The organism is Magnetospirillum moscoviense (assembly GCF_001650635.1).
Taxonomy (GTDB): domain Bacteria; phylum Pseudomonadota; class Alphaproteobacteria; order Rhodospirillales; family Magnetospirillaceae; genus Magnetospirillum; species Magnetospirillum moscoviense.
This window is the reverse complement of sequence record NZ_LWQU01000128.1, coordinates 24,698-49,492: the sequence shown is the minus strand read 5'-3', so window position 1 is coordinate 49,492 and position 24,795 is coordinate 24,698. Positions and strand designations below refer to the sequence as shown.

Annotated in this window: 19 protein-coding genes, 1 tRNA gene and 3 pseudogenes; 10 read left to right on the top strand and 13 right to left on the bottom strand. The window is 66.1% G+C overall.

Annotation, left to right across the window (positions count from 1 at the left end; all coding sequences use genetic code 11):
• Positions 1-166 precede the first annotated feature (166 nt).
• The 4 genes and pseudogenes from A6A05_RS07955 to A6A05_RS07940 form a co-directional block, all read right to left on the bottom strand.
• A pseudogene (locus A6A05_RS07955) lies at positions 167-529 on the bottom strand (transposase); the annotation flags it as partial.
• A 121-nt stretch (positions 530-650) separates the two neighbouring features.
• Positions 651-1,193 (bottom strand): cyclic nucleotide-binding domain-containing protein, encoded by a 543-nt coding sequence (locus A6A05_RS07950; RefSeq protein WP_068499184.1) that lies wholly within the window; start codon positions 1,191-1,193, stop codon positions 651-653.
• Between the two features lie 14 nt (positions 1,194-1,207).
• Positions 1,208-4,138 carry an NHLP bacteriocin export ABC transporter permease/ATPase subunit gene (locus A6A05_RS07945; protein ID WP_068499182.1) on the bottom strand — a complete coding sequence of 977 codons (2,931 nt, stop codon included), beginning with the start codon at positions 4,136-4,138 and terminating at the stop codon, positions 1,208-1,210.
• Between the two features lie 7 nt (positions 4,139-4,145).
• Positions 4,146-6,059, bottom strand: a pseudogene (locus A6A05_RS07940) (NHLP family bacteriocin export ABC transporter peptidase/permease/ATPase subunit); the annotation flags it as partial.
• Positions 6,060-6,439: 380 nt separating this feature from the next.
• Between A6A05_RS07940 and A6A05_RS20075 the strand changes: the two are divergent.
• Positions 6,440-6,568: pseudogene (locus tag A6A05_RS20075) on the top strand (transposase zinc-binding domain-containing protein); the annotation flags it as partial.
• Positions 6,560-6,739: a hypothetical protein gene (locus A6A05_RS20745; protein ID WP_068499180.1), complete on the top strand. Its 180-nt coding sequence runs from the start codon at positions 6,560-6,562 to the stop codon at positions 6,737-6,739. The pseudogene A6A05_RS20075 and the gene A6A05_RS20745, both read left to right, overlap by 9 nt.
• A 50-nt stretch (positions 6,740-6,789) precedes the next feature.
• On the opposite strand, the gene A6A05_RS07930 is transcribed toward A6A05_RS20745, so the two are convergent.
• Positions 6,790-8,196: a D-amino acid dehydrogenase gene (locus A6A05_RS07930; RefSeq protein ID WP_281193247.1), complete on the bottom strand. Its 1,407-nt coding sequence runs from the start codon at positions 8,194-8,196 to the stop codon at positions 6,790-6,792.
• Between A6A05_RS07930 and A6A05_RS07925 the strand changes: the two genes are divergently transcribed.
• Positions 8,195-9,655: a bifunctional ADP-dependent NAD(P)H-hydrate dehydratase/NAD(P)H-hydrate epimerase gene (locus tag A6A05_RS07925; RefSeq protein WP_068499178.1), complete on the top strand. Its 1,461-nt coding sequence runs from the start codon at positions 8,195-8,197 to the stop codon at positions 9,653-9,655. The two genes, A6A05_RS07930 and A6A05_RS07925, sit on opposite strands and share 2 nt — an antisense overlap.
• Positions 9,656-9,760: 105 nt before the next feature.
• On the top strand, positions 9,761-11,176 hold the full coding sequence (locus tag A6A05_RS07920) for a malonyl-CoA decarboxylase (protein ID WP_068499196.1): 1,416 nt from the start codon (positions 9,761-9,763) through the stop codon (positions 11,174-11,176).
• Here A6A05_RS07920 and A6A05_RS07915 read toward each other — a convergent pair.
• From A6A05_RS07915 to A6A05_RS07905, 3 genes are all read right to left on the bottom strand, one after another.
• Positions 11,154-13,187 (bottom strand): sensor histidine kinase, encoded by a 2,034-nt coding sequence (locus tag A6A05_RS07915; RefSeq protein ID WP_156520953.1) that lies wholly within the window; start codon positions 13,185-13,187, stop codon positions 11,154-11,156. The genes A6A05_RS07920 and A6A05_RS07915 overlap by 23 nt on opposite strands.
• A gap of 116 nt (positions 13,188-13,303) precedes the next feature.
• Positions 13,304-14,605 (bottom strand): ammonium transporter, encoded by a 1,302-nt coding sequence (locus A6A05_RS07910; protein ID WP_068499175.1) that lies wholly within the window; start codon positions 14,603-14,605, stop codon positions 13,304-13,306.
• A 354-nt stretch (positions 14,606-14,959) separates the two neighbouring features.
• A tRNA-Asp gene (locus tag A6A05_RS07905) sits at positions 14,960-15,036 on the bottom strand.
• A gap of 173 nt (positions 15,037-15,209) precedes the next feature.
• Here A6A05_RS07905 and A6A05_RS07900 point away from each other — a divergent pair.
• Together A6A05_RS07900 and A6A05_RS07895 are read left to right on the top strand one after the other, a co-directional pair.
• Entirely contained in the window at positions 15,210-15,440 is a 231-nt protein-coding gene (locus A6A05_RS07900; protein WP_068499173.1) for an FmdB family zinc ribbon protein, read from the top strand.
• Between the two features lie 4 nt (positions 15,441-15,444).
• A complete protein-coding gene (locus A6A05_RS07895) occupies positions 15,445-15,636 on the top strand; it encodes a DUF4169 family protein (protein WP_068499171.1) in 192 nt (63 codons plus the stop codon).
• A gap of 71 nt (positions 15,637-15,707) precedes the next feature.
• Here the strand turns inward: A6A05_RS07895 and A6A05_RS07890 are convergent, their stop codons facing one another.
• From A6A05_RS07890 to A6A05_RS07870, 5 genes are all read right to left on the bottom strand, one after another.
• Positions 15,708-16,838, bottom strand: coding sequence for an acyl-CoA dehydrogenase (locus A6A05_RS07890; RefSeq protein WP_068499193.1), 1,131 nt, complete (start codon positions 16,836-16,838; stop codon positions 15,708-15,710).
• Between the two features lie 96 nt (positions 16,839-16,934).
• On the bottom strand, positions 16,935-17,336 hold the full coding sequence (locus A6A05_RS07885) for a RidA family protein (RefSeq protein ID WP_068499169.1): 402 nt from the start codon (positions 17,334-17,336) through the stop codon (positions 16,935-16,937).
• Between the two features lie 2 nt (positions 17,337-17,338).
• The gene (locus A6A05_RS07880; RefSeq protein ID WP_245644227.1) at positions 17,339-17,848 is read right to left on the bottom strand and encodes a ferritin family protein; all 510 of its coding nucleotides are present in this window, start codon (positions 17,846-17,848) and stop codon (positions 17,339-17,341) included.
• Entirely contained in the window at positions 17,845-18,684 is an 840-nt protein-coding gene (locus tag A6A05_RS07875) for a 2-oxoacid:ferredoxin oxidoreductase subunit beta (RefSeq protein ID WP_068499168.1), read from the bottom strand. The genes A6A05_RS07880 and A6A05_RS07875 overlap by 4 nt, the downstream gene beginning before the upstream one ends.
• Before the next feature lie 3 nt (positions 18,685-18,687).
• Positions 18,688-20,361: a 2-oxoacid:acceptor oxidoreductase subunit alpha gene (locus A6A05_RS07870; RefSeq protein WP_245644226.1), complete on the bottom strand. Its 1,674-nt coding sequence runs from the start codon at positions 20,359-20,361 to the stop codon at positions 18,688-18,690.
• A gap of 260 nt (positions 20,362-20,621) precedes the next feature.
• On the opposite strand from A6A05_RS07870, the gene had reads away from it, so the two are divergent.
• Genes had through bcrC form a run of 4 tightly spaced genes read left to right on the top strand, consistent with a single transcriptional unit; the run spans position 20,622 to position 24,795 of the window.
• Positions 20,622-21,698: a 6-hydroxycyclohex-1-ene-1-carbonyl-CoA dehydrogenase gene (gene had, locus A6A05_RS07865; protein WP_068499163.1), complete on the top strand. Its 1,077-nt coding sequence runs from the start codon at positions 20,622-20,624 to the stop codon at positions 21,696-21,698.
• Positions 21,699-21,730: 32 nt separating this feature from the next.
• The gene (gene oah / locus A6A05_RS07860) at positions 21,731-22,864 is read left to right on the top strand and encodes a 6-oxocyclohex-1-ene-1-carbonyl-CoA hydratase (RefSeq protein ID WP_068499161.1); all 1,134 of its coding nucleotides are present in this window, start codon (positions 21,731-21,733) and stop codon (positions 22,862-22,864) included.
• Between the two features lie 4 nt (positions 22,865-22,868).
• The gene (locus tag A6A05_RS07855) at positions 22,869-23,633 is read left to right on the top strand and encodes a cyclohexa-1,5-dienecarbonyl-CoA hydratase (protein ID WP_068499159.1); all 765 of its coding nucleotides are present in this window, start codon (positions 22,869-22,871) and stop codon (positions 23,631-23,633) included.
• Position 23,634: 1 nt separating this feature from the next.
• Complete coding sequence (gene bcrC / locus A6A05_RS07850; protein ID WP_068499158.1) at positions 23,635-24,795, top strand: benzoyl-CoA reductase subunit C; 1,161 nt, start codon at positions 23,635-23,637, stop codon at positions 24,793-24,795.

The following is a 24,795-nucleotide window of genomic DNA, read 5'->3' as shown; positions in this document are numbered from 1 at the left end:
ACCAGCCTCGCTGTACGCCTCGCCGACACCCCAAGAAAGCGAAAACGCCAAGTGTGTGCGCTATGTTAACGCCTATGAGGGAGTACCTGGAGCAGGAGGGGGGAAAACCAGAGCACTCCATAAAACTACCGCTGCTGGATGTGGTTAAATCGTCAATGGCGTATCAATTCAGAATGTCCTGGTAAATCGTGCTGTCGGCAAACCGCCGCCGCCGGTTCTGGCTCAGCGTCGAGGCGTCCGCCACCTTGTCGGTCAGCCGCAGGCCAAGGAACCAGCGATACGCCACGTTGACCTGGATCTCCCGCATCAACTGCCGCTCGGAGCGCATCCCGAACAGCATCTTGAACAACACCACCGGGTCCAGCGCCGGACGCCCGTTATCGGGGCAATACAGATGCGCCACCCGGTCGTGGATGAACGAGAAGTCGATCGCCGCGTCGATCTTACGCAGCAGATGGTCCGACGGAACCAGCGACGCGATCGTCACCATCTCAAGTTCCGTCTGTTGGGGCGTCGGTTTTTTGAGCATGCCCCATTGAATCAAAAGCCCCCGCCAAAGGCGAGGGCTTTGTCAGCAATCTGAGGCCAGCAACCCCAACGGGTCGCTGGCTTTTCGCGTTTCTGGCATCATCCCGCCGCAAGGTCCGAAATCACCTCGATCCGCCCAAGGTCTTCAGCATGCGTTCGAACCGGGCGCCGGCCAGGTGGACGTTGTCCAGCACGTTGAGATCAAGCTCGCCTTCCAGCTCGACATCCTCGTCCAGCGATGCGCCGCTGTCGCCATAGCCCAGCCGTTGCACCGTGCCGCGCAACCGGTCGGACAGGAAGGTGGCGATGGCCCGGTAGAAGCGGGCGGCGAAGGCCACGTCGGTATCGAGCTTTTGCTGCAGGGCCTCGCGCGACAGGGCCAGGACCAGGCAATCGTCCTGCGCGGTGATCGAGGCCGAGGGCGGCCGGGAATCGATCATCGACATCTCGCCCATGATCTCGCCGGAACTCAAGGTCGCCACCGTCCCGATGCCCTTCAGCGACACCGCCATGTGGCCGTCGAGCAGGATATAGAGCGACGAGATCGGGCGGCCCTCCTCGATCAGCACCCGGCCGGCGGCGACTTTTTCGCGCGTTCCCGCCTGGGCCAGCCACTCGACGTCGCTGTCCGACAATTGCCCCAATATCACCAATACCTTGCGCATTGCCGTTCTCCCAATCAGGTCAGTTGCCGGCGGGCCAGTTCAGAGAAAAGCCCGTTGCGGGCCATCAATTCGTCGTAGGTGCCTTGTTCCTCGACCCTGCCGTCCTTCATCACGAAGATGCGGTCGGCATCCTTCACCGTGCTGAGACGATGGGCGATGGCGATGCGGGTGACCGACAGCCGCGACAGGCTTTCGGTGACCACCGCCTGGGTCAGGTTGTCCAAGGCGCTGGTCGCTTCGTCGAACAGCAGGATGCGCGGCCGCGCCACCACGGCGCGGGCGATCAGCAGCCGCTGGACCTGGCCACCCGACAGCGCCGCCGACCCTTCGGTCAGCACGGTGTGCATGCCCATCGGCATCGCCTTGATGTCGCCGTCGAGCCCGGCCATGGCAGCGGCCTCCCAGGCATCATCGACGCTGGCGTCCGACGCGCCCTTGATGTTCTCGTAGATGGTGCCCGGCATCAGCCGGCCCGATTGCAGCACCACGCCGATCTGGCGGCGAACCGCCTGGATATCCAGCGTGCGCAAATCGTGTCCGTCGAAGAAGATTCCGCCGGCTTCCAGTCGCTCGAACCCCAGGATCAGCTTCATCAAGGTCGATTTGCCGCAACCCGACGGGCCGACCAAGGCGATGAACTGGCCGGGCCGGGCCGCCACGGACAATCCGTTCAGCACCTTGGGGCCGCCGGCATCATAGCGAAAAACCGCTCCGGTCACCTCGATGCCGCCGCTCAGTTGGCCAGGGTCGGTCTTGCTGGAATCGACCTCGGGCGCGGTGTCGAGCAACGGGCGGGCGCGCTGGATCATCGGGGCGACGTTGTAGCATTGGATCACCGCGCGGCCCATCTGGGTGGTCGCCCCCATGAACATGGCGAAGGCGGTGACGAAGGCCAGGAACGAGCCGGTATCCATGTCGGTTCCGGCCGCGCCGGCCATGACCAGGAAGATCAGGCCCAACGCGACGATGTCGAACCCGGCCAGGAAGATGGTATAGGCGTTGGCGATCCGGCGCATGCGCACCATGCGGGCCCGCAATTCCGCGAAGACCTTGCCCCAGCGGACGAAGGCGCGGTCCTCGGCGCCGGCCATGCGCAGCTTGGGGACGCCGTTGACCAACTGCAGCACCAGGCTGTTGATGTTGCCCGAGATGGCCTCGCCCTCGAAGATGGCCTTCAATTGCCGCGCGCCGGCCCAGGCCGACACCCCCAGCACCAGCAGGAACAAAAGCCCGGCCAGCGCCGCCGCGGCCGGCTGGTACCAGAACAGCAGCGCGAAGGAAAACAGCGAGAACACCGCCGCCAGGACCGACGACAGTACCAGCCCGGTCAGCGCCTTGCGGACCGTCTCGACCGTCAAGGTGCGCAGCGCCAGGTCGCCGGTCGAATAGGTGTTGAAGAAGCTGGAGGGCAGGCGCAGCAATCGGTCGATGATGCCGGCCTGCAGACGCCCGGCGATGCGCCCCTCGATGCGCAGCAGGGCGACGTCGCCGACGATCTTGAAGATGGTGGTCGCCGTCGCCGCCATGATCAGGGCCAAGCCGACCTGGAGCAGCTGACCATCCAGATGACCGGGAATGATGTCGCGAAAGACCCAGGCGGTGAGGAGCGGCAAGGCCAGCCCCAGCAATCCGCCGGCAATCCCCGCCGCCCCGGCGGTCAACAGATCGGCTGTCTGGTTGCGCAACCCCATCCGCAGCAATTCGGCCACGGTGACCCGGCCTTCGGGAAGCGGGGCATAGAAGCTCCACGCCATGGGGGCCAGATCCTCGGCCATGGTGGCGTCGATGACGCGCGGCGCGGTGCCGTCGATGGATTGCCGCCGGTACTTGCCGTCGCCGCCGGGGATCAGGGCGACGGGCTGGCCGTCATCATCGACGAAGGCCACCAGCGGCCCAAGATCTTGCAGCCACCACTGGCCGCGAAGGGCGACCTGGCGCACTCGCACCCGGGCGATGCGCGCCACGTCCTCGACCGTCAGTTGGCGGTCGCCGGTTCGCCGTCGCACCATCAGAGGAGACGCCTCGATGGTGATCCCCAGCGGCTTGCAGGCGGCGGCGCAGGCGATGGCCAAGGCATTGTCGGGGTCGTGAACCGGGCTGGGTTTGACCACCTCGCCGACCAGGCCGACCAGGCGGGTCAGGGTGCCGTCGACGGCGTCCTGGGTCTCGCCGTTGCGCCGGTCTAGCCGCCGTTCCTCGGCCAGGGCCTCGTGGGCGACGCTACGGGCCAGAGTTTGCAGCCACACCCGGTGGAAGATGCGCGCGCGCGCCAGCCAGTGCGGCGTCTGCATCAGCGAGGCGGTGGGATAGCCCACCAGCGTCGCGCCGCCTTGGTCGGCGGTCAACCAGCTGTCATGGGTCAGCGGGACCAGAGGCTGGTCGGCCGCCGCCAGCGATTCGACCCCGAGATAACGGGCCGAACCGGCCGAGACCAGCGCCCAGATCAGTCCCCGCGGGCAGCCGATCAGCGTGCCTTCGGCGGCGGTGACGGAAGCACCGGGGGCCAGCGGCAGGATGGCGGCGGACCGCAGGGCGAAGAAGCGGGTCAGCCCGGCGGTCAGGCCGATGATCCAGCGATCCAGGGCTTGGCCCAGGCTCGACAGGGCGGCCGGGTCCGAGACCGAGGGCAGGGTCTCGGCGGTGATGTGGGACAACCGGGCGCCCCGGCTGATGGCGACGATATCGATGTTGATAGCGGTGTCGGCCGGCCAGTCGAGCCCGGCCAGAAGCCCGGCCGTGGTCACGGTGGCAAGGTGGCGTCGCACCCCCGGCCGGCCGTCGGCGTCACGATCGACGGCAAAGACATCCAATTCGCCGGTCTCGACCAGCCACAGCCCGCTTTCACCGGTCAAGGCCAGAACCTGATTGGCCGCCAGATCCTGCGTCTTGCCGCCGGCAAGCAGGCTGGGGGGAAGGGCGGTGGGAACCGGGGCTTGGCTGGTCATGGCGCCCTCAATGCTCGATCAGGCGGCGATAGGGGCCGTCGGCCGCCATCATCGCGTCGTGGGTGCCGCGCTGGATGATGCGGCCGCGCTCGAGCACGACGATCTCGTCGCAATCGCGGATGGTCGACAGGCGGTGGGCGATGATGATGCAGGTGCAGCCGCGGCGGCGCAAATTCTCGACCACCGCCACCTCGGTCGCCGCGTCCAGCGCGCTGGTCGCTTCGTCCAGGATCAGGATCGAGGGCTCGGCGGCCAAGGCGCGGGCGATCTCGATGCGCTGACGCTGCCCGCCCGAGAAGTTCCGCCCACCCTCGGACACCGGGGAATCATAGCCCTGGGCCCGGCCGGCGATGACGTCGTGGATGGCCGCGTCCTTGGCGGCGCGGACCATGCGTTCATCGGGCAAGGTGTCGTCCCACAGGGACAAATTCTCGCGGATGGTGCCTTCGAACAGGGCGATGTCCTGATCGACGATCCCCAGCGAGGTCCGCAGGGTTTCGCGCCCGAGTCGGTCCATCGGGACTTCATCGAACACAATCTCGCCCGACCACGGGCGGTAGAAGCCGGCCAGCAGCTTGCCGATGGTTGATTTGCCCGAGCCCGAGCCGCCCACCAACGCCACGCGGGCGCCCGGCGCCAGAGTAAGCGAGAAACCCTCGATCAGCGGCGGGTCGAGCGGGGAAAAACCGAACACCAGATCGCGGACCTCCAGCCGGCCGGTCAGCTTGCGCGCCGGAGCCGGCGGTGCCGCGAACTCGGGGGCGCGCGGATGACGCAGCACGTCGTCAAGCCGGTTGACATAGCCTTCGGCCTCTTGCAGTTGGCCGCCCAGCCCGACCAGGCCGGTGACCGGGGCCTGGAACTGGGCCATCAGCATCTGGAACGCCACCAGCATGCCGATGCTCAGCGTTCCCTCCATGACCCGGAAGCCGCCGACGGTCAGGATCGCCGCCGAGGCGATGCCCCCCAGCAGCAAGGGGGCGGCCTGCAGGAACAGGCGCTGGCGCGCCAGATTCTGTTCGGCGCTGACCACCTTGGCGTGATAGGCGGCGATGCGGCCAAAGAACAGGCCTTCCATCCCCGAGGCCTTGAAGCTGTCGATGATGCCGATATTCTGGGTGGCGATGCCCGACAGCTTGCCGCGATCTTGCAGCAATTTCTGATTGGCGTCCGACAGGCGGCGCGACACCAGCCGCAGGGCGGCGAGATTGGCGCCGGCGAAGGCCAGGCCGACCAGGGTCAGCAAAACGTCGTATTGCAGCATCAAAAGCGCGAAGGCCACCATGGTGACCGCGTTCAACCCGGCCGAGGCCAGGTCGCCGCCGATCAAGGTGGCGACGCGCTCGTTCAACTGGACGCGGGTGGCGATCTCGCCGCCATAGCGTTGGGCGAAGAAGCCGATGGGAAGGCGCAGAACGTGCCAGAAGAACCGCGACGACGAGGTCACCGACAGCCGGGTCTGCAGCTTCAGCAGATGCTCTTGCTGCAGCCAGGTCAGCCCCATGCGCAACAGGGCGGCGGCGGCCATGGCCGCCAGCAGCGGGGCCAGCCAGTCGTTCAGGTGCCCGATCAGGTAATAATCGACGAAGACCCGTTGGAAGGACGGCAGGACCAGCACCGGAAAGGCCAGGGCGATGCTGGTGAACAGCAGGAACAGCAGCGGGGTGCGCACGCCGTCCAGCTTGGCCTTGATGGTGGTCCAGGCGCCCGGGGGATGGCCGCCGGTCACGAAGTCGGGGCCTGTTTCGAACGCCAGGGCGACGCCGGTGAAGCATTCGTCGAATTCAAGGTCGGCCACGGCGCGCGGTCCGGTGGCGGGGTCGTTCAGGAAGACCGTGCCGTCGCCATATCCCTCGACCACGACGAAATGATTGAAGTTCCAGAACACCACCAGCGGCAGCGGCAGCTTGCGCAGGCCGGCCGCCTCCGCCTCCGGGTGGCGAGATGCCGCCGCCGCCTCCGCCCGGTGGTGATCCGAACATGCCGCCTCCGCCGCCTCCGGGTGGCGAGATGCCGCCGCCGCCTCCGGGTGGTGAGGTCAAGCCCTAGGAGATTAGGTAGCGCCCGGCCGGCGGATATGGCCGGGCGCACTCCGGGCCTCGGTGGCCCCCGGCTTTGTTCGGGTTTCAGGCTCGTGGAAGGCGTTGGGCCGCGCGTGATGTTTATGGAAGGCAGCGGGGTGTTGCCCCGTGGAGATTCTGCTGCTTTCTTGGCTGAGGCTTTGATGTCCAAAATTGGCATCCAGCCCCCGCAACCAACAAATAAGCCTGCAAGTCCAACGACTTGCTGGCTTTTTGATTCTGCGACCAGCGCGGCCCGGATCCGGCCGGGTACAATTCCTGCCGCAACCGGCACTGCCCCAAGTGCCAGGGGCCGGCGCGCGCCCAGTGGCTGGCCGACCGCCAGGCCGAGCTGCTGCCGGTGCCGTACACCCGCAGCGACCAGGGCCGCGACTGCCGCGACGCCTTCCTCGGCCTCGCCAAGACCTGCCGCAAGCTCGGCATCTCGTTCTGGGATTTCCTGGGAGACCGCCTCGGCGCCGCTGTCGGAAACGCCGTGCCGGGACTCCCCTCGCTGATCGCCGCGCGCTACGCCGCCTGATCGCCCGGACTTTTGCCCCAGTTACAGACGCGCTTCTTAGGGCGTTGTATTTAAATGAAAAGCTTGAAGCGATCCAACCCCAGCCCCTCGGTGTCAATTTCGGGTTGACGCCCCGACACCATGTCGGCCAGCAGCCGGCCCGAGCCGCAGGCCATGGTCCAGCCCAGGGTGCCATGGCCGGTATCCAGCCACAGGCCCTTCAGCCGGGTCGGGCCGATCAGCGGCACGCTGTCGGGGGTGACCGGGCGCAGGCCGGCCCACGGCTCGGCCCGGGCGTAATCGCCGCCATCGGGGAACAGGCCCTTGGCCCGCTCGCGGATCAGGTTCCAGCGCCGCTCGTTCAAGGACGGATCATGGCCAGCCATCTCGGCGGTGCCGGCCACCCGCAGGCGGTCGCCCAGGCGGGAATAGACCATCTTGTATTCGTCGTCGGTGATCGACACGAACGGCGCCCCCTTGCGGCCATCGACCGGAACGGTGATCGAATAGCCCTTGGCCGGCACGATGGGCAGGCGCAGCCCGGCCGGGCGGGCCATCAGCGGGCTCCAACTGCCTAGCGCCAGGATGGTGGCGTCGGCCAACAACTCGCCCTGGTCGGTAGCGGCGCCGGTCACCCGGTCGCCTTGTGTCAACAAGGTGTTGATGGTGACGCCATAGCGGTAGGTCACGCCGATGCGGGCGGCATGGCCGGCCAGCAATTGGGTGAATTTGTGGGCGTCGCCGCTTTCGTCGTCGGGGGTGTGGATGCCGCCGGCCAGACGGGTGCCGACGGCCGCCAGCGCGGGTTCCAGCGACACGCATTCGCTAGAGGTCTTGACCTGGCGGAACAATCCGTATTGGCGCATCAGGTCGGCGGCGTGGCAGGCATGGTCGAATTCGCGCCCGCTGCGATAGACATGCAGGATGCCCAGGCGGCGCTGGTCGTATTCCAGCCCCAGCTCGGCCCGAAGCTCGGCCAGCTTGGCGCGGGAATAGATGGCGATGCGCAGCGTGCGTTCCAGGTTGATCTCGAGGGCCTGGCCGGTGCAATTGGTCAGGAAGCGCGCCGCCCACAGCCACAGATCGGGGTCCCAGCGCCGCCAGCGGAACAGCAAGGGCGCGTCGTCCTTGCCCAGCCAGCGCACGATCTTGCCGATCACCGCCGGGCTGGCCCACGGCTCGGCATGGCAGGGCGAGATCTGCCCGCCATTGGCGAAGCTGGTTTCCATGCCGGCGGCGGGCTGGCGGTCGATGACCGTCACCTGATGGCCGGCGCGGGCCAAATACCAGGCGGCGGCGGTGCCCACGACACCGGCGCCGAGAACCAGGACCCTCACGGGAATGCCTCCCAGGCGATTGCTGTATCCGTGGTAGCCCAAACCCCAGGCCAGGGCAAGGCAGCGCTGCAAGGCTGGCGCTTTCCCTGTGGGGCGATCGGACGTACCCTTGAAGGACAAGCGGTAGTGGAGGCGCACCATGGCAAACGAAGTTCTGTCGGTCGCCGAGATGTATCGCGCCGATTCGCTGGCCATCGCCGGCGGTATCCCCGGCGAGCGTCTGATGGAAGCCGCCGGCTGGGCCCTGGCCCGCGAGGCGATGCGCCGGTTCCCGGCTTGCCGGGTGGCGGTGCTGTGCGGACCGGGCAACAATGGCGGCGACGGCTTTGTCGCCGCCCGGCTGTTGGACCGTGCCGGCTATGCGGTGCGGGTCGGGCTGCTGGGCGACGCTGTCAACCTGCAAGGTGACGCCGCCTTGATGGCGGCCCGCTGGCGCCATCGAATCGAGCCCTTAGCCATTGATATCATTGAACGGGCCGATCTGGTGCTGGATTGTCTGTTCGGCGCCGGCCTGGCCCGGCCGCTGGACGGCATCGCCGCGAAGATGGTGGAAACGGTCGATGAGCGGGGCGTGCCGGTGATCGCCGCCGACGTGCCGTCGGGGGTCGATGGGGATTCCGGCGCCATCCTGGGCTGTGCGCCGCAGGCGGTGGCGACGGTGACCTTCTTCCGCCTGAAGCCCGGCCATCTGCTGCTGCCCGGCCGGCTGAAATGCGGCGAGGTGGTACTGGCCGACATCGGCATCCCCGAGCAGGTCTTGGCCGAGGTCGAGCCGGCGGCGTGGGAGAACGGCCCCGAATTGTGGGCCGATTCCTTCCCCTGGCCCCAGGCAGCCGGCCACAAATATGCGCGCGGCCATGTGGTGGTGGTGGGCGGTGCCGAGATGACCGGCGCGGCCCGGCTGGCCGCCCTGGCGGCGCGCCGCGGCGGGGCGGGGCTGGCGACCATCGCAGCACCACCACCTGCGCTCGCCACCTATCGGGCCGGCGATCCCGGCACCATCGTCGCCGGGCTGGACCATTTCACCGCCCTGCTGGCCGACACCAGGCGCAATGTCTGGGTGCTGGGGCCGGGCGGCGGCCGCGACGACCAGATGCGTCATCATGTCCGCGAAGTGTTGGCCGCCGGGCGCACCTGCATCCTGGATGCCGACGCGCTGACGGTGTTCGCCGGCTCGGCCGACGCCTTGTTCCGCCATCTGTCGGCCCAGGTGCTGCTGACCCCCCATGACGGCGAGTTCCAGCGTTTGTTCGGAAAGCTGACCGGCAGCCGGCTGCATCGCGCCCGCCAGGCGGCCGAACGGGCCGGGGCGGTGGTGCTGCTGAAGGGCCCCGACACCGTGGTCGCCCATCCCGACGGCCGTGCGGTGATCAACGCCAACGCGCCGCCCTGGCTGGCCACCGCCGGAGCCGGCGACGTGCTGGCCGGCCTGGCCGGCGGCCTGATGGCGGCCGGCATGGATTGTTTCGAGGCGGCGGCCGCCGCGGTGTGGCTGCACGGACGGGCGGCGTCGAGCATCGGTCCCGGCCTGATCGCCGAGGATCTGATCGGGGCCATTCCGGCCGTACTGACCGAGTTTGCCGCCTGGCATCAGGCCTGAATGGTACCTATGTGATACCGGCGAGGGCTGATACGGCGAGTCGATTTATCCGCTCGCCGGTATGAAAGGAATGGGATGGAGAGCAGGAAGAGCGAGGAGGCCGCCATGACCCACGCGGTCGGAACCAGTTTGCTGGAACGCATCAAGGGCCTGGCCAAGGTGTGGCTGGATGTCGCCGGCTCGGCCAAGGGCGGCGAGACCCTGCATTTCGCCCCCGACCTTTCCGGCGATGATCCCGAGCGTCTGGCCGCCCAGATGCGAGCCTGCCTCGACGCCAAGGGCGGCGAGGTGTCGGCCCGGGCGCGGGCTTCGGCTCTGGGCCGCGAATATCTGGCGCTGTCGGGCGATGGCAGGCGCCGCTTCCTTCAGGTGATGGCCGACCGCTTCGGTCCCGACCGCGCCCGCGTCGATGCCGCCATCGCCACCCTGGCCGCCGCCGACGATGCCGCCCGCCCGGCCGCCGAGCAGGCGCTGCGCGCCGCCCTGGAACCGCCACGCGTCCGTCTGCTGGCCCAGTTCAACGCCCTGCCCGAGGGCATCAAGTTCCTGGTCGATTTGCGGGCCGAGCTGGCCGGCATGGGGGCGGGCGATCCCGGCCTGGCCGCCCTGGAAGCCGATCTGAAGGCCTTGCTGACCGCCTGGTTCGACGTCGGCTTCCTGGAACTTTCGCGCATCACCTGGCGCTCGCCGGCCTTGATCCTGGAAAAGCTCATCGCCTACGAGGCGGTGCATGCCATCCAGGGCTGGGACGATCTGAAGAACCGGCTGGATTCCGACCGCCGGCTTTACGCCTTTTTCCATCCGCGCATGCCCGACGAGCCGCTGATCTTCGTCGAGGTGGCCCTGGTCAGGGGCCTGGCCGGCAACGTCCAGGAATTGCTGGACCCCACCGCCCCGGTCGGCGACCCGGCCCAGGCCGACACCGCCATCTTCTATTCCATCAACAACGCCCAGCGCGGCCTGAACGGCATCAGCTTCGGCAATTTCCTGATCAAGAAGGTGGTCGAGGAACTGAGCCGCGAATTCCCCCGCCTCAAGACCTTCGCCACGCTGTCGCCGATTCCCGGCTTCGCCGCCTGGCTGAACCAGCGCCTGGCCGCCGGCGAGCCGGGCCTGCTGAACGCGGCCGAGCACCACCGGCTGGGGCAGGTGTCGCACGGGCTGGGCGCCAAGGGCAGCCTGAAGGCCTTGCTGGCCGATCCGGCCTGGCATAGGGACGCGCTGTTCGCCGAAGCGCTGCAGCCGGTGCTGACCCGGCTGGCGGCCCGCTATCTGAGTGCCGAGAAGAACGAGCGGGGCAAGGCGCTGGACCCGGTGGCGCAGTTCCACCTGGCCAACGGCGCCCGCGTCGAGCGGCTGAACTGGTTGGCCGACCTTAGCCGCAAGGGGCTGGGGCAATCCTTCGGGCTGATGGTCAACTATCTTTACAAGCCCGACGAGATCGAGGCCAACCACGAGGCCTATGTCGGCACCGGCCGGGTGGCGGTCTCCGGCGAGGTCAGGGCCCTGGCGAAGGGGTAGGGGTCGGCTTCAGGGTGAAGTGGAAGCTTGATCCCTGGTCGGGCACCGATTCCACCCAGATGCGCCCGCCATGGCGCTCGACGATCTTCTTGCAGATGGCCAGGCCGATGCCGGTGCCCTCGTAACGGTCGCGGCCGTGCAGGCGCTGGAAGATGCGGAAGATGCGCTCGAAATATTCCGGCGCGATGCCGATGCCGTTGTCGGCGATGGTGACCAGGATATCGTCGTCGCGCCGCTCGGAGCTGATGGTGATCCGTGGCGCCCGGTCGGGAGCGCGGTACTTCAGCGCGTTGGCGATCAGGTTGACCAGCAGGCGGACCAGTTCCTCCTCGTTGGCCATGACCATGGGGAAGTCGGTGCCGCGATCGATGGCCGCACCGCTTTCGTCGATGGCCAGCAGCAGGTTGCGGCAGGCCAGATCGATGCATTGGCCCAGCGGCGTCGGCGATAAGGGCCGGTCCAGGCTGCCGACACGGGAATATTCCAACAGGTCCAGGATCAGCCGATCCATGCGCACCGCGCCGTCCTGGGCGAAGGCGATATAGTCGCGCGCCTCGTCGTCCAGCTTGTCGCCATAGCGCTTCGACAGCATGGTAACGAAGCTGTTGACCATGCGCAGCGGCTCGCGCAGGTCATGGCTGGCGACATAGGCGAACTGTTCCAGTTCGGCGTTCGAGGCCTCGAGGCTGATGGCTTGTTCGGCCAAGGCGGCCTCTGCCTGCTTGCGGTCGGTGATGTCGCGCACGAAGGCGCACAGCGATTCCTGGCCCTCCCACATGACCGTGGTGATGACCACATCGACCGGGAACGGCCGCCCCTTGCGCGGCCGGTGCACCGCCTCGTAGCGGACGGTGCCGTCTTGTCTGAGGGTGGCCAGGTGGCCTTGCCACATTTCGGGGCTGAAGGCCGGGTCCAGCTCGGCCACCGTCAAGGTGAGCGCCTCCTCGACGGTCACGCCGGTTCGTTCGCACGCCGCCCGATTGGCATAGATCACGCGGCCGTCCATGGTCGCCCAGAACACCATGTCGGCGGCGTGGTCCAGGGTGAACTGGGCCAGGCGCAGGCGATTTTCGCTGTCGCGCAACTGGCGCACGCTTTCTTCTTCGCCGCGCATGTGGCGGACCAGCAGGAACACCATGCTGGTCAGCAAGATGGTCGCCGTCACCCCGAAGGCGGCAAGGCGCAGGGTGTTGCCACGCCACGAGGCCAGCAATTGCCCCTCGTCCAGCGACAGGTTCAGCTTCAGCGGATAGCGGGCCAGGGTATGGAAGGCGACCATCCTCATCTGCCCGTCCATCGGGCTGGGGGCGCGGACCAGGCCGCTCAAGGGGGCGTCGGGCTGAAAATCGGGCAGGTGGGCGTAGGACTTGCCCAGTTTGGCCCCCGGGGCCTCGGGGGCGCGGGCCAGCAGGATTCCGTCGGTGCGGAACAGGGCCAAGGCGCTGTTGTTGGCCGGCAGCACCCGGGCATAGGCATCCTGGAAATAGCGGGGCAGGACGATGACCGTGACGATGCCCTTGAACGACCCGTCGGGGCCGCTGATCCGCTTGGACAGGGTGATGACTTCGCGGTCCGAGTTCCGCGCGATGACCGGCGGGCCGATGTGCATCGCCTTATCGGTGTGGTCGCGGTGGAACTGGAAATACCCGCGGTCGCCGATGTTGAATTGCGGTGCCGGCCATTGGGTCAGGGTGTTGAGCACCCGGCCACTGGAATCGGCCAGGGCGATGCCGTTGATCTGGGGCACGCCGACGGCGCGTTCCCTCAGTTCGCGATGCATGTCTGCCGAGCCGGCGTGGTCGATGCCGCCACCTTCAGCGAGCGAGTCGATGACGGAGTCAATCACCTTTTCGACGTTTTCGATATTGCGCTCGGTTTGCTCGGCCAGGGTCAGGGCCAGGGATTCCAAGCCGGCGGCGGAGGAGGAAAGCACCACCGTGCGTTGGCGCCAGATTTCGTATGAGGTGATCACCAGCACGGCGGCCACCAGGATGGCCCCCAAGGCGATCACGGCCCGGCTGCCGACCAGGTCGCTTCTGTCCTTTCGCTGTTGCTCTACCACCAGTTACCCCTCCCGACGGCTAACCACTAGGGATTATCACATCGGGAGGGGGGCTCGTCCAGTCCTCAGCCGATGGCTGTACTGCGCGATGCCGAGGCGGTCGCCTTCGCCGAGGCGCGGGCCGCCATCGGGCCGGTATCGTGCACCGAGGCGAATTCCTCGGGATAGGCGGGAATATGGTGGATGGCCAGGTCGGCGCCCATGAACTCGTCCTCCTCGGACAGGCGGATGCCGATCGAGGCTTTGAGGCCGCCATAGACCGCCAGGCCGGCGACCAGGGCGAAGGCGGCCCCGGTCACGGTGCCGGCGATCTGGGCGGTCAGGCTGACGCCACCCATGCCGCCCAGGGCTTCCTGGCCGAACACGCCGCAGGCGATGCCGCCCATGAAGCCGCACAGGCCATGCAGGGCCCACACGCCCAGCACGTCGTCGATGCGCCACTTGTTCTGGCAAAGTTCGAACGCGGCGACGAACAGGCCGCCGGCGATGCCGCCGGTGGCCAGGGCGCCCAGCGGGTGCATGACGTCGGAACCGGCGCATACCGCCACCAGCCCGGCCAGCGCGCCGTTATGGACGAAGCCGGGATCGTTCTTGCCGACCAGCAGGCTGACCAGGATGCCGCCGACCATGGCCATCAGCGAGTTCATCGCCACCAGGCCGGAGATGGCATCGATCAATTGCGCGCTCATGACGTTGAAGCCGAACCAGCCGACGCACAGGATCCACGATCCCAGCGCCAGGAACGGAATGTTGGACGGCGGGATGGCGACGACGCGGCCGTCCTTCTTGTAGCGGCCCATGCGCGCGCCCAGCATCAAGACGGCGCCCAGCGCGATCCAGCCGCCGACGGCATGGACCACCACCGAACCGGCGAAATCGTGGAAGGGCTGGCCGAAGGTGGCCTTCATGAAATCCTGGAAGCCCAGGCGGGTGCCCCACACCATGCCCTCGAAGGTCGGATAGACCAGCGCGACCAGGATGGTGGTGGCGATCAGTTGCGGCCAGAAGCGGGCGCGCTCGGCGATGCCGCCCGAGATGATCGCCGGAATGGCCGCAGCGAAGGTGGCCAGGAAGAAGAACTTGACCAGATCATAGCCATTGGCGGCAAACGCCGCGCCTTCGGCCTTGCCCACCAGCTGATCGGCCGAGACCAGGAAGGTCGGGCCGTAGGCGATGGCGTAGCCGATCAGGAAATAGGCCAGGGTCGACATCGCGAAGTCGGTGATGATCTTCACCAGGGCGTTGACCTGATTCTTCTTGCGGACCGTGCCCACCTCGAGGAAGGCAAAGCCGGCATGCATCGCCAGCACCATGATCGCCCCCAACAGGACGAACAAGACGTCCACACCCGTACGTGTCGCTTCCATTGACCCTCTCTCCTTGATCAAGCCCGCGTCATACGGGCGCGACAGCCTGATCAAGTTTCATGCCAGATCGAGGGGGGATTGGTTTTCCTGGGGAATCAACAATCTAGGCCTTGATGAAGAAATCATCAGGCAAGCGCTGGCGCGCAAACGTGCAAAAACCCGATCACATTGCCCAAACATGCGGCAATGTGCTCAGGGTTTTGCCCATGACCACTGTGATGCAAAAACAGGCATCACTAAATTGTGGTCATATAATAGGCAATCGAGGGCGGTGGCGCAAACGAAAAAACCGCCCCGAGGGGCGGTTCTTCGAAATTTCACGAACGATCTGCCATCGACCCCTGAGGGGGAGAATGGCGCGAGTGACGGGGCTCGAACCCGCGACCTCCGGCGTGACAGGCCGGCACTCTAACCAACTGAGCTACACCCGCGTCGTTGTGAGGGCCGCGTTATAACCGCCCCCATCCCAGGGCGCAAGAGGATAATCGCGGTCGAGGGACAGTTTTTTTGCCAAGGCCGGCCAAGCCTTCTGTTTCCTTGCATTGCGCCGCACAATGTCTATCCTTGGGGCGCCGCCACCTTCATCCAGCCTTAAGGGGAAGGCATGCCGCTTTATACCTATCGATGCAAATCCTGCGATACCGTCTTCGAGACCCTGGTGATGGGCTCGGACCTGCCGGCCTGCGACAAATGCGGATCGGCCGATCTGGAGCGCCAACTGGGCACCATCGCCGCCGAGGGCAAGTCCAAGGCAGCCATGGGCCTGGCCCGCGCCCAGGCGGCGCGGGAAGGCCATTTCTCCAATTATTCCCGCTCGGAACTGAAAAGGCGCTGATCTGTTGGCCGACATCGTCAAGCTGAAGGACTGGAAGAAGGCCAAGGCGAAGTCGGACAAGGAATCCGCCGCCGCCAATAACCGTGCCGCCTTCGGCCGGACCAAGGTGGAAAAGGATTCGGAAAAGGCCGCCAAGGCCAAGTCCGACCGCCTGCTCGATGCCCACAAGATCGACCGCGACGACAAGCCGGAATAGCTCATGAAAAAACCCGGCCCCAAGGAAGGGACCGGGTTTTTGTTTGTCTGCACGGCCCGTGCCGGGCTCGCTCAGCTGAAGGCGTTCAGCCCGGTCATCGCCCGGCCCAGGATCAGGGCGTGGACGTCGTGGGTGCCTTCATAGGTGTTGACCGCTTCCAGGTTCATGGCGTGGCGGATGACGTGGAATTCGTCACTGATGCCGTTGCCGCCATGCATGTCCCGCGCGATGCGGGCGATTTCCAGCGCCTTGCCGCAATTGTTGCGCTTCATCATGGAAATCATCTCGGGTGCCATGCGGCCGTCGTCGAACAGCCGGCCCAGACGCAGGCAGGCATGCAGGCCCAGGGTGATCTCGGTCTGCATGTTGGCCAGCTTTAGCTGGATCAGCTGGTTGTTGGCCAAAGGCCGGCCGAACTGCTTCCTGTCCAGGGTGTATTGCCGGGCCTGCTGCCAGCAGAACTCGGCCGCGCCCATGGCGCCCCAGGCGATGCCGTAGCGGGCGCGGTTCAGGCAGCCGAACGGCCCCTTCAGGCCCTCGACGCCGGGCATCAGGTTCTGCTCAGGCACGAACACCTCGTCCATGACGATCTCGCCGGTGGCCGAGGCGCGAAGGCTGAACTTGCCCTCGATCTTGGGTGCCGAAAGACCTTTCATGCCCTTTTCGAGGATGAAGCCGCGGATGATGCCATCCTCGGTCTTGCCCCACACCACGAAGACGTCGGCGATGGGGGAATTGGTGATCCACATCTTGTTGCCGGTGAGCTGATAGCCGCCATCGACCTTCTTGGCCCGGGTCCGCATGGAACCGGGGTCCGAGCCGGCGTCGGGCTCGGTCAGGCCGAAGCAGCCGATCAGTTCGCCGGTGGCCAGGCGGGGCAGGTACTTCTTCTTCTGCTCCTCGGTGCCATAGGCGTAGATCGGATACATCACCAGCGACGACTGCACGCTCATGGCCGAGCGATAGCCGCTATCGACCCGCTCGACCTCGCGGGCGACCAGGCCGTAGGCTACGTAATTGACGCCGGCCCCGCCATATTCCTCGGGCGTCGTCGGCCCCAGGAAGCCCAGCTCGCCCATCTCGTTCATGATCTCGCGATGGAAGATCTCGTGGCGGTTGGCTTCGATGATGCGCGGCATCAGCCGCTCTTGGCAGTAGCTGCGGGCGGAATCGCGAATCAGGCGCTCTTCCTCGGTCAGCATGTCGTCGAGCAGCAGCGGGTCTTCCCACTGGAACGTCTGCTTGGACTTGGACACTTCACCCTCCTGGGTCTTGGCGGTTCTTGTTGGTCGGAAGGATCAGTCGGGGATCACCGCCGTGGCTTCCAGCTCGATCTTGGCGGGGTGATCCAGAAGATCGGCCACGAAGATCATGCTCATGCACGGGTAATGGTTTCCCATCAGTTCCTTCCAGATGAGTCCGAGTTCACGTCTGGCCGCAAGATAGGCGCTTCTGTCGATGCAGAACGCGGTGATGCGGCAGATATGCTCGGGGTGTCCGCCTGCTTGTCTGAGTATGGCGAGGATGTTTTCCAATGCCTGTCTGAACTGAGGCACCAGCTCCGCGCTCATGAATTCTTGTTGGGCCGTCCAGCCGACCTGGCCGGCCATGTAAAGCGTCCTGCCCGGGCGTGCCAGCATGCCGTTGGCGTAACCCACCGGCTGCTTCCACCCCTCGGGCAGGATCGCGTCATGCACCATGCTTAGTCACTCGCTTCCCAGTTGGGCGGGTCGGGGTCTTCGTCCCAATCATCCGGGGGGATGGGGGCTTGATCCCGGCGCGCCATCATCTGGGCCACCTGGGCCTGGCCTTGGGCGGCCAGGTCGCGGGCGGCCTGCGAGACGTCCGCCACCGCCGAGCTTTGGGCGATGGCGGCAAAGAAGGCCTGGGTCAGTTGTTCGTGGCGCAATGCCAGGTCGAACACATGCCAGGGCCACATCAGGTAATGCACCGCCTCGGGGTCCGAGATCTCGGGATCGCGGTCACCCCAGGGCAGCGGGCCGGGCACAGGACCGGCGAGCGGCGGCAGCGCCGCCACCCGGGGCTTTCTGCCCTCGGCCAACTCGCGGAAGGCGGTCGCGGCATCGGCATTGCACGCTTCCACGAACGCTTCCGCCAGTTCGGCGTACTGCTCGGCGGCCTGCTCCTCGATCGCGCGGGCGATGGCGAGGAGCTGGGCCGTCGAGGTGATCTGGCTGGTGGCCAGGCTCACAGAGCGAACTCCGCTTCCAGATCGCCGATGGTGGCCTGACCGGCCCCCTTCGGCGAATAGGGAACGCGGGCGCCGCGATACAGGATGCCCATGTTGAAGCCGTCGTCGGTCATCAGCCGCTTGGCCGCCTGGGCGGCGTCGGTGGTGGAATCCACCGGCGACGGACGAACGACGTTCTTCCACTCGCGCTGTTCCTCGCGGAAGGTGATGCACGGGCTCATCACCGCCACGAACGAGAAGCCCGGGTGCTTGATGGCCTCGGCGATCACCGCCGCGGTGCCGTTCGGATCGCCCGAGAAGCAGCGGGCGACGAAGTTGGCGCCGGCGGCCAGGGCGATGGCCAGCGGGTTGAACGGCGTCATGCCGGTGCCGCCGGGCGGAGCCATGGCCGAGGCGTCCCAATCCGGCTCGGTGGTCGGGCTGGGCTGGCCCTTGGTCATGCCGTAGACGCGGTTGTCCATGACCACATAGGTCATGTCGACGTTGCGGCGACAGGCATGCAGGAAGTGGTTGCCGCCGATCGAGAAGCCGTCGCCGTCACCGCCGGCCACCAGGACGGTCATGTCCGGGCGGGCCAGCTTCAGGCCGGCACCGACCACCAGCGCGCGGCCGTGGATCGTGTGGAAGCCATAGGTGGTGGTGTAGGCGGGGATACGCGACGAGCAGCCGATACCCGACACCACCGAGGTCTTGTGGGGCTCGAGGTTCAGGTCGGCGAACGCCTTGGTGATGGACGACAGGACGGAATAATCGCCGCAGCCGGGGCACCAGACGGGCTTGGTCTCGGACTTGTAGTCCTTGGCGGAGTAGGTGATGGCGCAATTGGATTCGGTCATGACTTACTTCCCCATCGACAGCAAGCGGGAATGGATTTCGTTCGGACGGATCGGCAGCGGGCCGCCGCGCTTGATCTGCTGGATTTCCGCCGGCAGGTCGTACTCGCCCTTCAGGTAGCGGTGGAACTGGCCCAGATGGGACAATTCGACCACCAGCACCTTCTTGACGCCCGCCAAAGCCTTGGCCATCACGTCGGGGCGGGTGGGGTAAAGCAGGCGCGGCGCGATCAGCCGGGCCTTGACGCCATCGGCGGCGGCACGGGCAATCGCCTCGCGGGCGGCGCCGACGCACGAGCCCCAGCACATCACCGCGATGTCGCCTTCACCTTCGACGGTCGCCCACAGGTCACCATATTCGAACCCGGTCAGCTTGCGCAGACGCTTGTCCTGCTGGGTCGAATGGTCGTTGGCCTGCGACGACGGCAGGCCGGTTTCGGTGTGTTCCAGACCGTCGGCGGTGTACTGGCAGCCCAGGGTGCCCGGAATGGCCATCGGCGACACGCCCGAGGCGGTGTTGGCGTAACGCTTGTAGACCTGGCCCTCGGGCAGGGCCTCGGTGACGGTCAGACGCTTGCCGACGAAGGCGACGTCGGCCGGCACCGGCATGATGGTGCGGCTTTGGCCCAGCGACTGGTCCGACAGCACGATGCACGGGGTCTGGGTCATTTCCGCCAGATGGACCGCCCATTGGGTGGTCATCAGGCAGTCACCGATGGAATTGGGGGCGACCACCAGATGCGGGCCGTCGCCATGCAGGCCGTACAGGGCGATGTTCAGGTCCGACTGTTCCGACTTGGTCGGAATGCCGGTCGAGGGACCGCCGCGCTGGACATCGACCACCACCACCGGGGTTTCCGAGGCGGTCGCCATGCCCAAGGCTTCGATCATCAGCGACAGGCCGGGGCCCGAGGTGGCGGTGATCGAGGCGGCGCCGCCGAACGATCCGCCGATGCACATGTTGATCGAAGCCAGTTCGTCTTCCGCCTGGACGAACGTGCCGCCGACCTTCGGCAGGGCGCTGCTCAGATATTCCAGGATCTCGGTGGCAGGCGTGATCGGATAGGCGGCGCAGAAACGCACGCCACCGCGCACGGCACCCAGGGCCGCGGCCTCGTTGCCGGTGATCGACCAGCGCTTGGCCGGCTCACCCGCCAGCTTGCCCAGCTGCTTGGTGGTGCCCATCGAAAGGGCCGCCTCGGCGCCCTTCTTGACGGCGGCCACCGAAGCCTCGTAGGCGTCGGCGCGCTTCTTCTTCAGGGACTGGCCCAGCACCTCGCAGACGACGTCGACCGACAGGCCGATCAACTGCGCGACCGCGCCCAGCGCGATCATGTTGGGGCGGCCGCCGGGAATTTCCTTGGCCAGGTCCTTCATGTGCAGCTCGACGATGCGGGCACCCGACTTGGCCATCACTTCCGGCACTTCGCCCTGGGTGGGGTCGGTGATGATGACGCTGTTCTTGTCCAGCGGCAGTTCGGCGGCGAAGCGCTGAACGTTCTGCCAGTCGATGGCCAGCAAGATTTCCGTGGTGTCGTCGACCGACGTCACCGGCTCGGGGCTAAGGCGCACGATCGCCGCCGCCTCGCCACCGCGAATCTGCGGACCGGACGACCGGCCGAAAAGCGCGTAGTAGCCGGCCTCGGCGGCGGCATCCAACAACATGTTCGCGGCGGTCATCACGCCGGCACCGCCGCTGCCGCACATGGCAAGCGAGACGGACCCTGAAACACCCTTATTCTGAGTCATTGTCGTTTTTTCCCCGATTGGTCCGGTGGCGGCCGGATCAGCCTTGTGAATGGTTGGACCCGATTGGATCGATGCGCTCTTGACCTTTAATTCGGCATTGTGGTACGCATTTACCCAATAATAGACGGCCAGCTGATTTGACGTCAATGGTCGGGTTCGGAAACCGAAGCAATTTCAAGAGAGGAGACAGCATGGCCAACTCACCGTATCGCTGGATGATGACCGCTCTGGGCGCGCCCATGGTCAAGGAGCCGATGGATGTCGGAACCCTGGAGCCTGGGGACGTCCTGGTCGCCATTGCCGGATGCGGTGTGTGTCATACCGACCTCGACTATTATTACAACGGCGTCCGCACCAACCACCCCCTGCCGCTGACCCTCGGCCACGAGATTTCCGGTCGCGTGGAGAAGGCTGGGGCAGGCGCCGAAGGCTGGCTCGGCAAGGCGGTCATCATACCCGCGGTGATCCCCTGCGGCGAGTGCGATTTGTGCAAGCGCGGCAAGGGAACCATCTGCCGCTCGCAGAAGATGCCCGGCAACGATTTCATGGGGGGCTTCGCCACCCATATCAAGGTGCCGGCCAAGGGTCTGTGCCCGGTCGATGAGGCCCGCCTGGCCGCCATCGGCATGGAACTGGCCGAGGTCGCGGTGGTCGCCGACGCGCTGACCACGCCCTATCAATCGGCGATCCAGGCCGGCATCGGCCAGGGTGATCTGGTCATCGTCATCGGCGCCGGCGGCGTCGGCGGCTATTCGGTCCAGGTGGCCAACGCCCTGGGCGCCAAGGTGGTGGCCCTGGACATCGACGACAAGAAGCTGGAGCAGGTCGCGGCCTATGGCGCGGCGCTGACCTTGAACCCCAAGAACTTCCCCGGCACCCGCGAGATCAAGAAGGAAATCTCGGCCTTCGCGAAGGCCCAGGGCCTGCGCGCCACCGAGTGGATCATCATGGAATGTTCCGGCTCGGTGCCCGGCCAGCAGACGGCGTTCGACCTGATGGTGCACGGCTGCACCCTGTGCGTCGTCGGCTACACCTTCAACAAGGCGGAATTCCGCCTGTCCAACCTGATGGCCTACCACGCCCGTGCGTTGGGCAACTGGGGCTGCGTTCCCGAACTGTACCCGGGCGCGCTGGAACTGGTGCTGTCGGGCAAGGTCAACGTCAAGAACTTCGTCGAGCGTCATCCGCTGGATGCCATCAACGAGATTTTCACCGCCGCCCACGACCACAAGCTGATCCGCCGCGCCGTGCTGGTGCCCGCGGTCTGACAAAAAGCGAAAAAAGAGGGAGAGACGAAACCATGAAGCCCGAAACCGCCACCATCGTCGATCGCACGGCGCCCGCCCATCTGAACGACCACGATCTGGTGCCCCATCAGATCGTCCCCGGCGTCCTTTACGAGAAGAAGCCGGCCAAGCGGCCGGACGGCTCGGTCGCCGAAGGTCTTTTCAACGTGTGGATCACGCTGGACAACCAGAAGCAGTACAATTCCTACACCACCGAGATGGTGAAGGGCGTGATCATGGGCTTCCGCGAGGCGTCCAACGCCCGCGACGTGGTCAGTGTGGTGTTCACCGGTGCCGGCGACAAGGCCTTCTGCACCGGCGGCAACACCAAGGAATATGCCGAATATTACGCCGGCAACCCGCAGGAATACCGGGCCTATATGCGCCTGTTCAACGACATGGTGTCGTCGATCCTGGGCTGCGACAAGCCGGTGATCTGCCGCGTCAACGGCATGCGCATCGGCGGCGGTCAGGAAATCGGCATGGCCGCCGACTTCTCGATCGCCCAGGATCTGGCCAAGTTCGGCCAGGCCGGCCCCAAGCACGGCTCGGCCCCCATCGGCGGCGCCACCGACTTCCTGCCGGTGATGATCGGCTGCGAGCAGGCCATGGTGTCGGGTTCGTTGTGCGAGCCGTGGTCGGCCCACAAGGCGGCCCGTGTCGGCATCATCATGGATGTGGTCCCGGCCCTGAAGGTTGACGGCAAGTTCGTCGCCAACCCGCTGGTGGTCACCGACCGCTATCTCGACGAATACGGCCGCATCATCCATGGCGAGAGCAAGACCGGCGACGAGCTGATGAAGGGCAAGGACCTGTTGAAGCAGGGCACCATCGACCTGTCCTTGCTGGACGCCAAGGTCGAGGAGGTCTGCGCCAAGATCCTGATGACCTTCCCCGACTGCTTCACCAAGACCATCCAGGAATTGCGCAAGCCCAAGCTGAACGCCTGGAACGCCAACAAGGAAAACAGCCGCGACTGGCTGGGTCTCAACATGATGACCGAGGCCCGCACCGGCTTCCGTGCCTTCAATGAAGGCCCGAAGGACGAGCGCGAGATCGACTTTGTCGCCCTGCGCCAGGCCCTGGCCAAGGGTGCGCCGTGGACTCCGGAACTGATCGAATCCCTGATCCCCAAGGCGAAGGGCTGAACCGATGAGCGCGTTGAAAGTCTGGCGCGACCGTGACGGCAAGCTGTTAAGGCTGCGTCTGGCGCGTCCCAAGGCCAACATCGTCGATGCCGAGATGATCGGGGCGCTGACCAGCGCCCTGGTCGAGGCCAAGGCCGACATCCATCTGCGCGGCGTGCTGCTGGACCATGAAGGCCCGCATTTCAGCTTCGGCGCCTCGGTGCCGGAACACATGCCCGACCAATGTGCCGCGATGCTGAAGTCGCTGCATGAGCTGGTGCGCGAGATGGTCGCCTATCCGGTGCCGATCATGGTGGCGGTGCGCGGCCAGTGCTTGGGCGGTGGGCTGGAAGTCGCCGCCGCCGGCCATCTGATGTTCGTGTCGGAAGATGCCCGCCTGGGCCAGCCCGAGATCCAGCTGGCGGTGTTCGCGCCGGCCGCCTCGTGCCTGCTGCCCGAGCGCATGGCGCGAGCCGCCGCCGAGGACCTGTTGTTCTCGGGACGCTCGATTACCGGCCAGGACGCGGTCGCCACCGGCCTTGCCAACGACCTCTCCGCCGAACCGGAAGCGGCGGCGCTGGCCTGGTTCGATGCCAGCCTGGCCAAGCATTCGGCTTCAAGCTTGCGTTTTGCCGTAAGCGCGGCGCGCGCCGGCATGGTCGAGCGCGTGATCGCCAAGATCGCCCTTGTCGAAGACCTTTATCTCAACGGCCTGATGGCGACGCGGGATGCAGTCGAAGGACTGACCGCGTTCGTCGAGAAGAGGCCGGCTCACTGGGAGGACCGCTAAAATGGCCGTCGCCGATATCGTTAAGCGTTGTCAGGACATGTACGAGGACCTGAACTTCACCTATGCCCGCGAGTGGAAGGCCGCCAAGGCCGGCCGCAAGGTGGTGGGGTTCTTGCCGGTTTACGCGCCGATGGAGATGATCCACGCCGCCGGCTGCCTTCCGCTGGGAATCTTCGGCGGTGGCGACCAGATGGAAGTCATCCATGGTGACGCCTATTACCAGTCCTATATCTGCCGCATTCCGCGCTCGACCATCGAGCTGGGGGTGACCGGCCGGGTCGATTTCGTCGACGGCATGATCTTCCCGTTCGTCTGCGACGTCATCCGCAACCTGTCGGGCATCTGGAAGATGATGTTCCCGAACGTGTGGTCGAAGTTCTTCGACACGCCGCAGAATTTCGACCCCTCGATCGGCGGCGACTATTACGCCGTCGAGCTGCAGGAACTGCGCGAAGGTCTGGAACAGCTGACCGGGCGCAAGATCACCGACGACGACATCCGCCGCTCGATCTCGCTGTACAACGAGAATCGTCGCCTGGTGCGCGAGGTCTATGCCTTCCGGGCCAAGGAACCGTGGAAGGCCCCGACCTCCGAGGTCTACGTGCTGATGCGCGCCGGCCTGATGATGGACGTGGAAGAGCACAACCAGCTGCTCAAGGACTACATGGCGGCGGCTGCCGCCGAGGACCGCCCGAAGCGCGATAACGTCCGCATTGCCATCTACGGCAGCTTCTGCGAACAGCCGCCCTTGAACCTGATCAAGTCGATCGAGATGGCCGGCTGCTACGTGGTCGAAGACGATTACTCGCTGGTCAACCGCTTCATCACCGAGGACGTGCCGGTCGATGGCGATCCGGTCCGGAACCTGGCGATGAGCTTCATCACCCATTCGGTCGAGACGTCGTGCAAGTACGTCCCCAAGCTGGGCGAGAAGGGCAAGTACCACGTCGCCCAGGTCAAGCAATGCGGCGCCGAGGGCGTGATCTACGCCACCCCTTCGTTCTGCGACCCGGCCCTGCTGGACCGCCCGATGATCTGCTCGGCCCTGACCGAGGCCAAGATCCCCTACATCTCGTTCAAGTACGCGGAAAATTCCGGCCAGATGCAGCCCATTCGCGAGCAGGCCGGAACCTTTGCCGATTCCATCAAGCTGTGGAGCTGA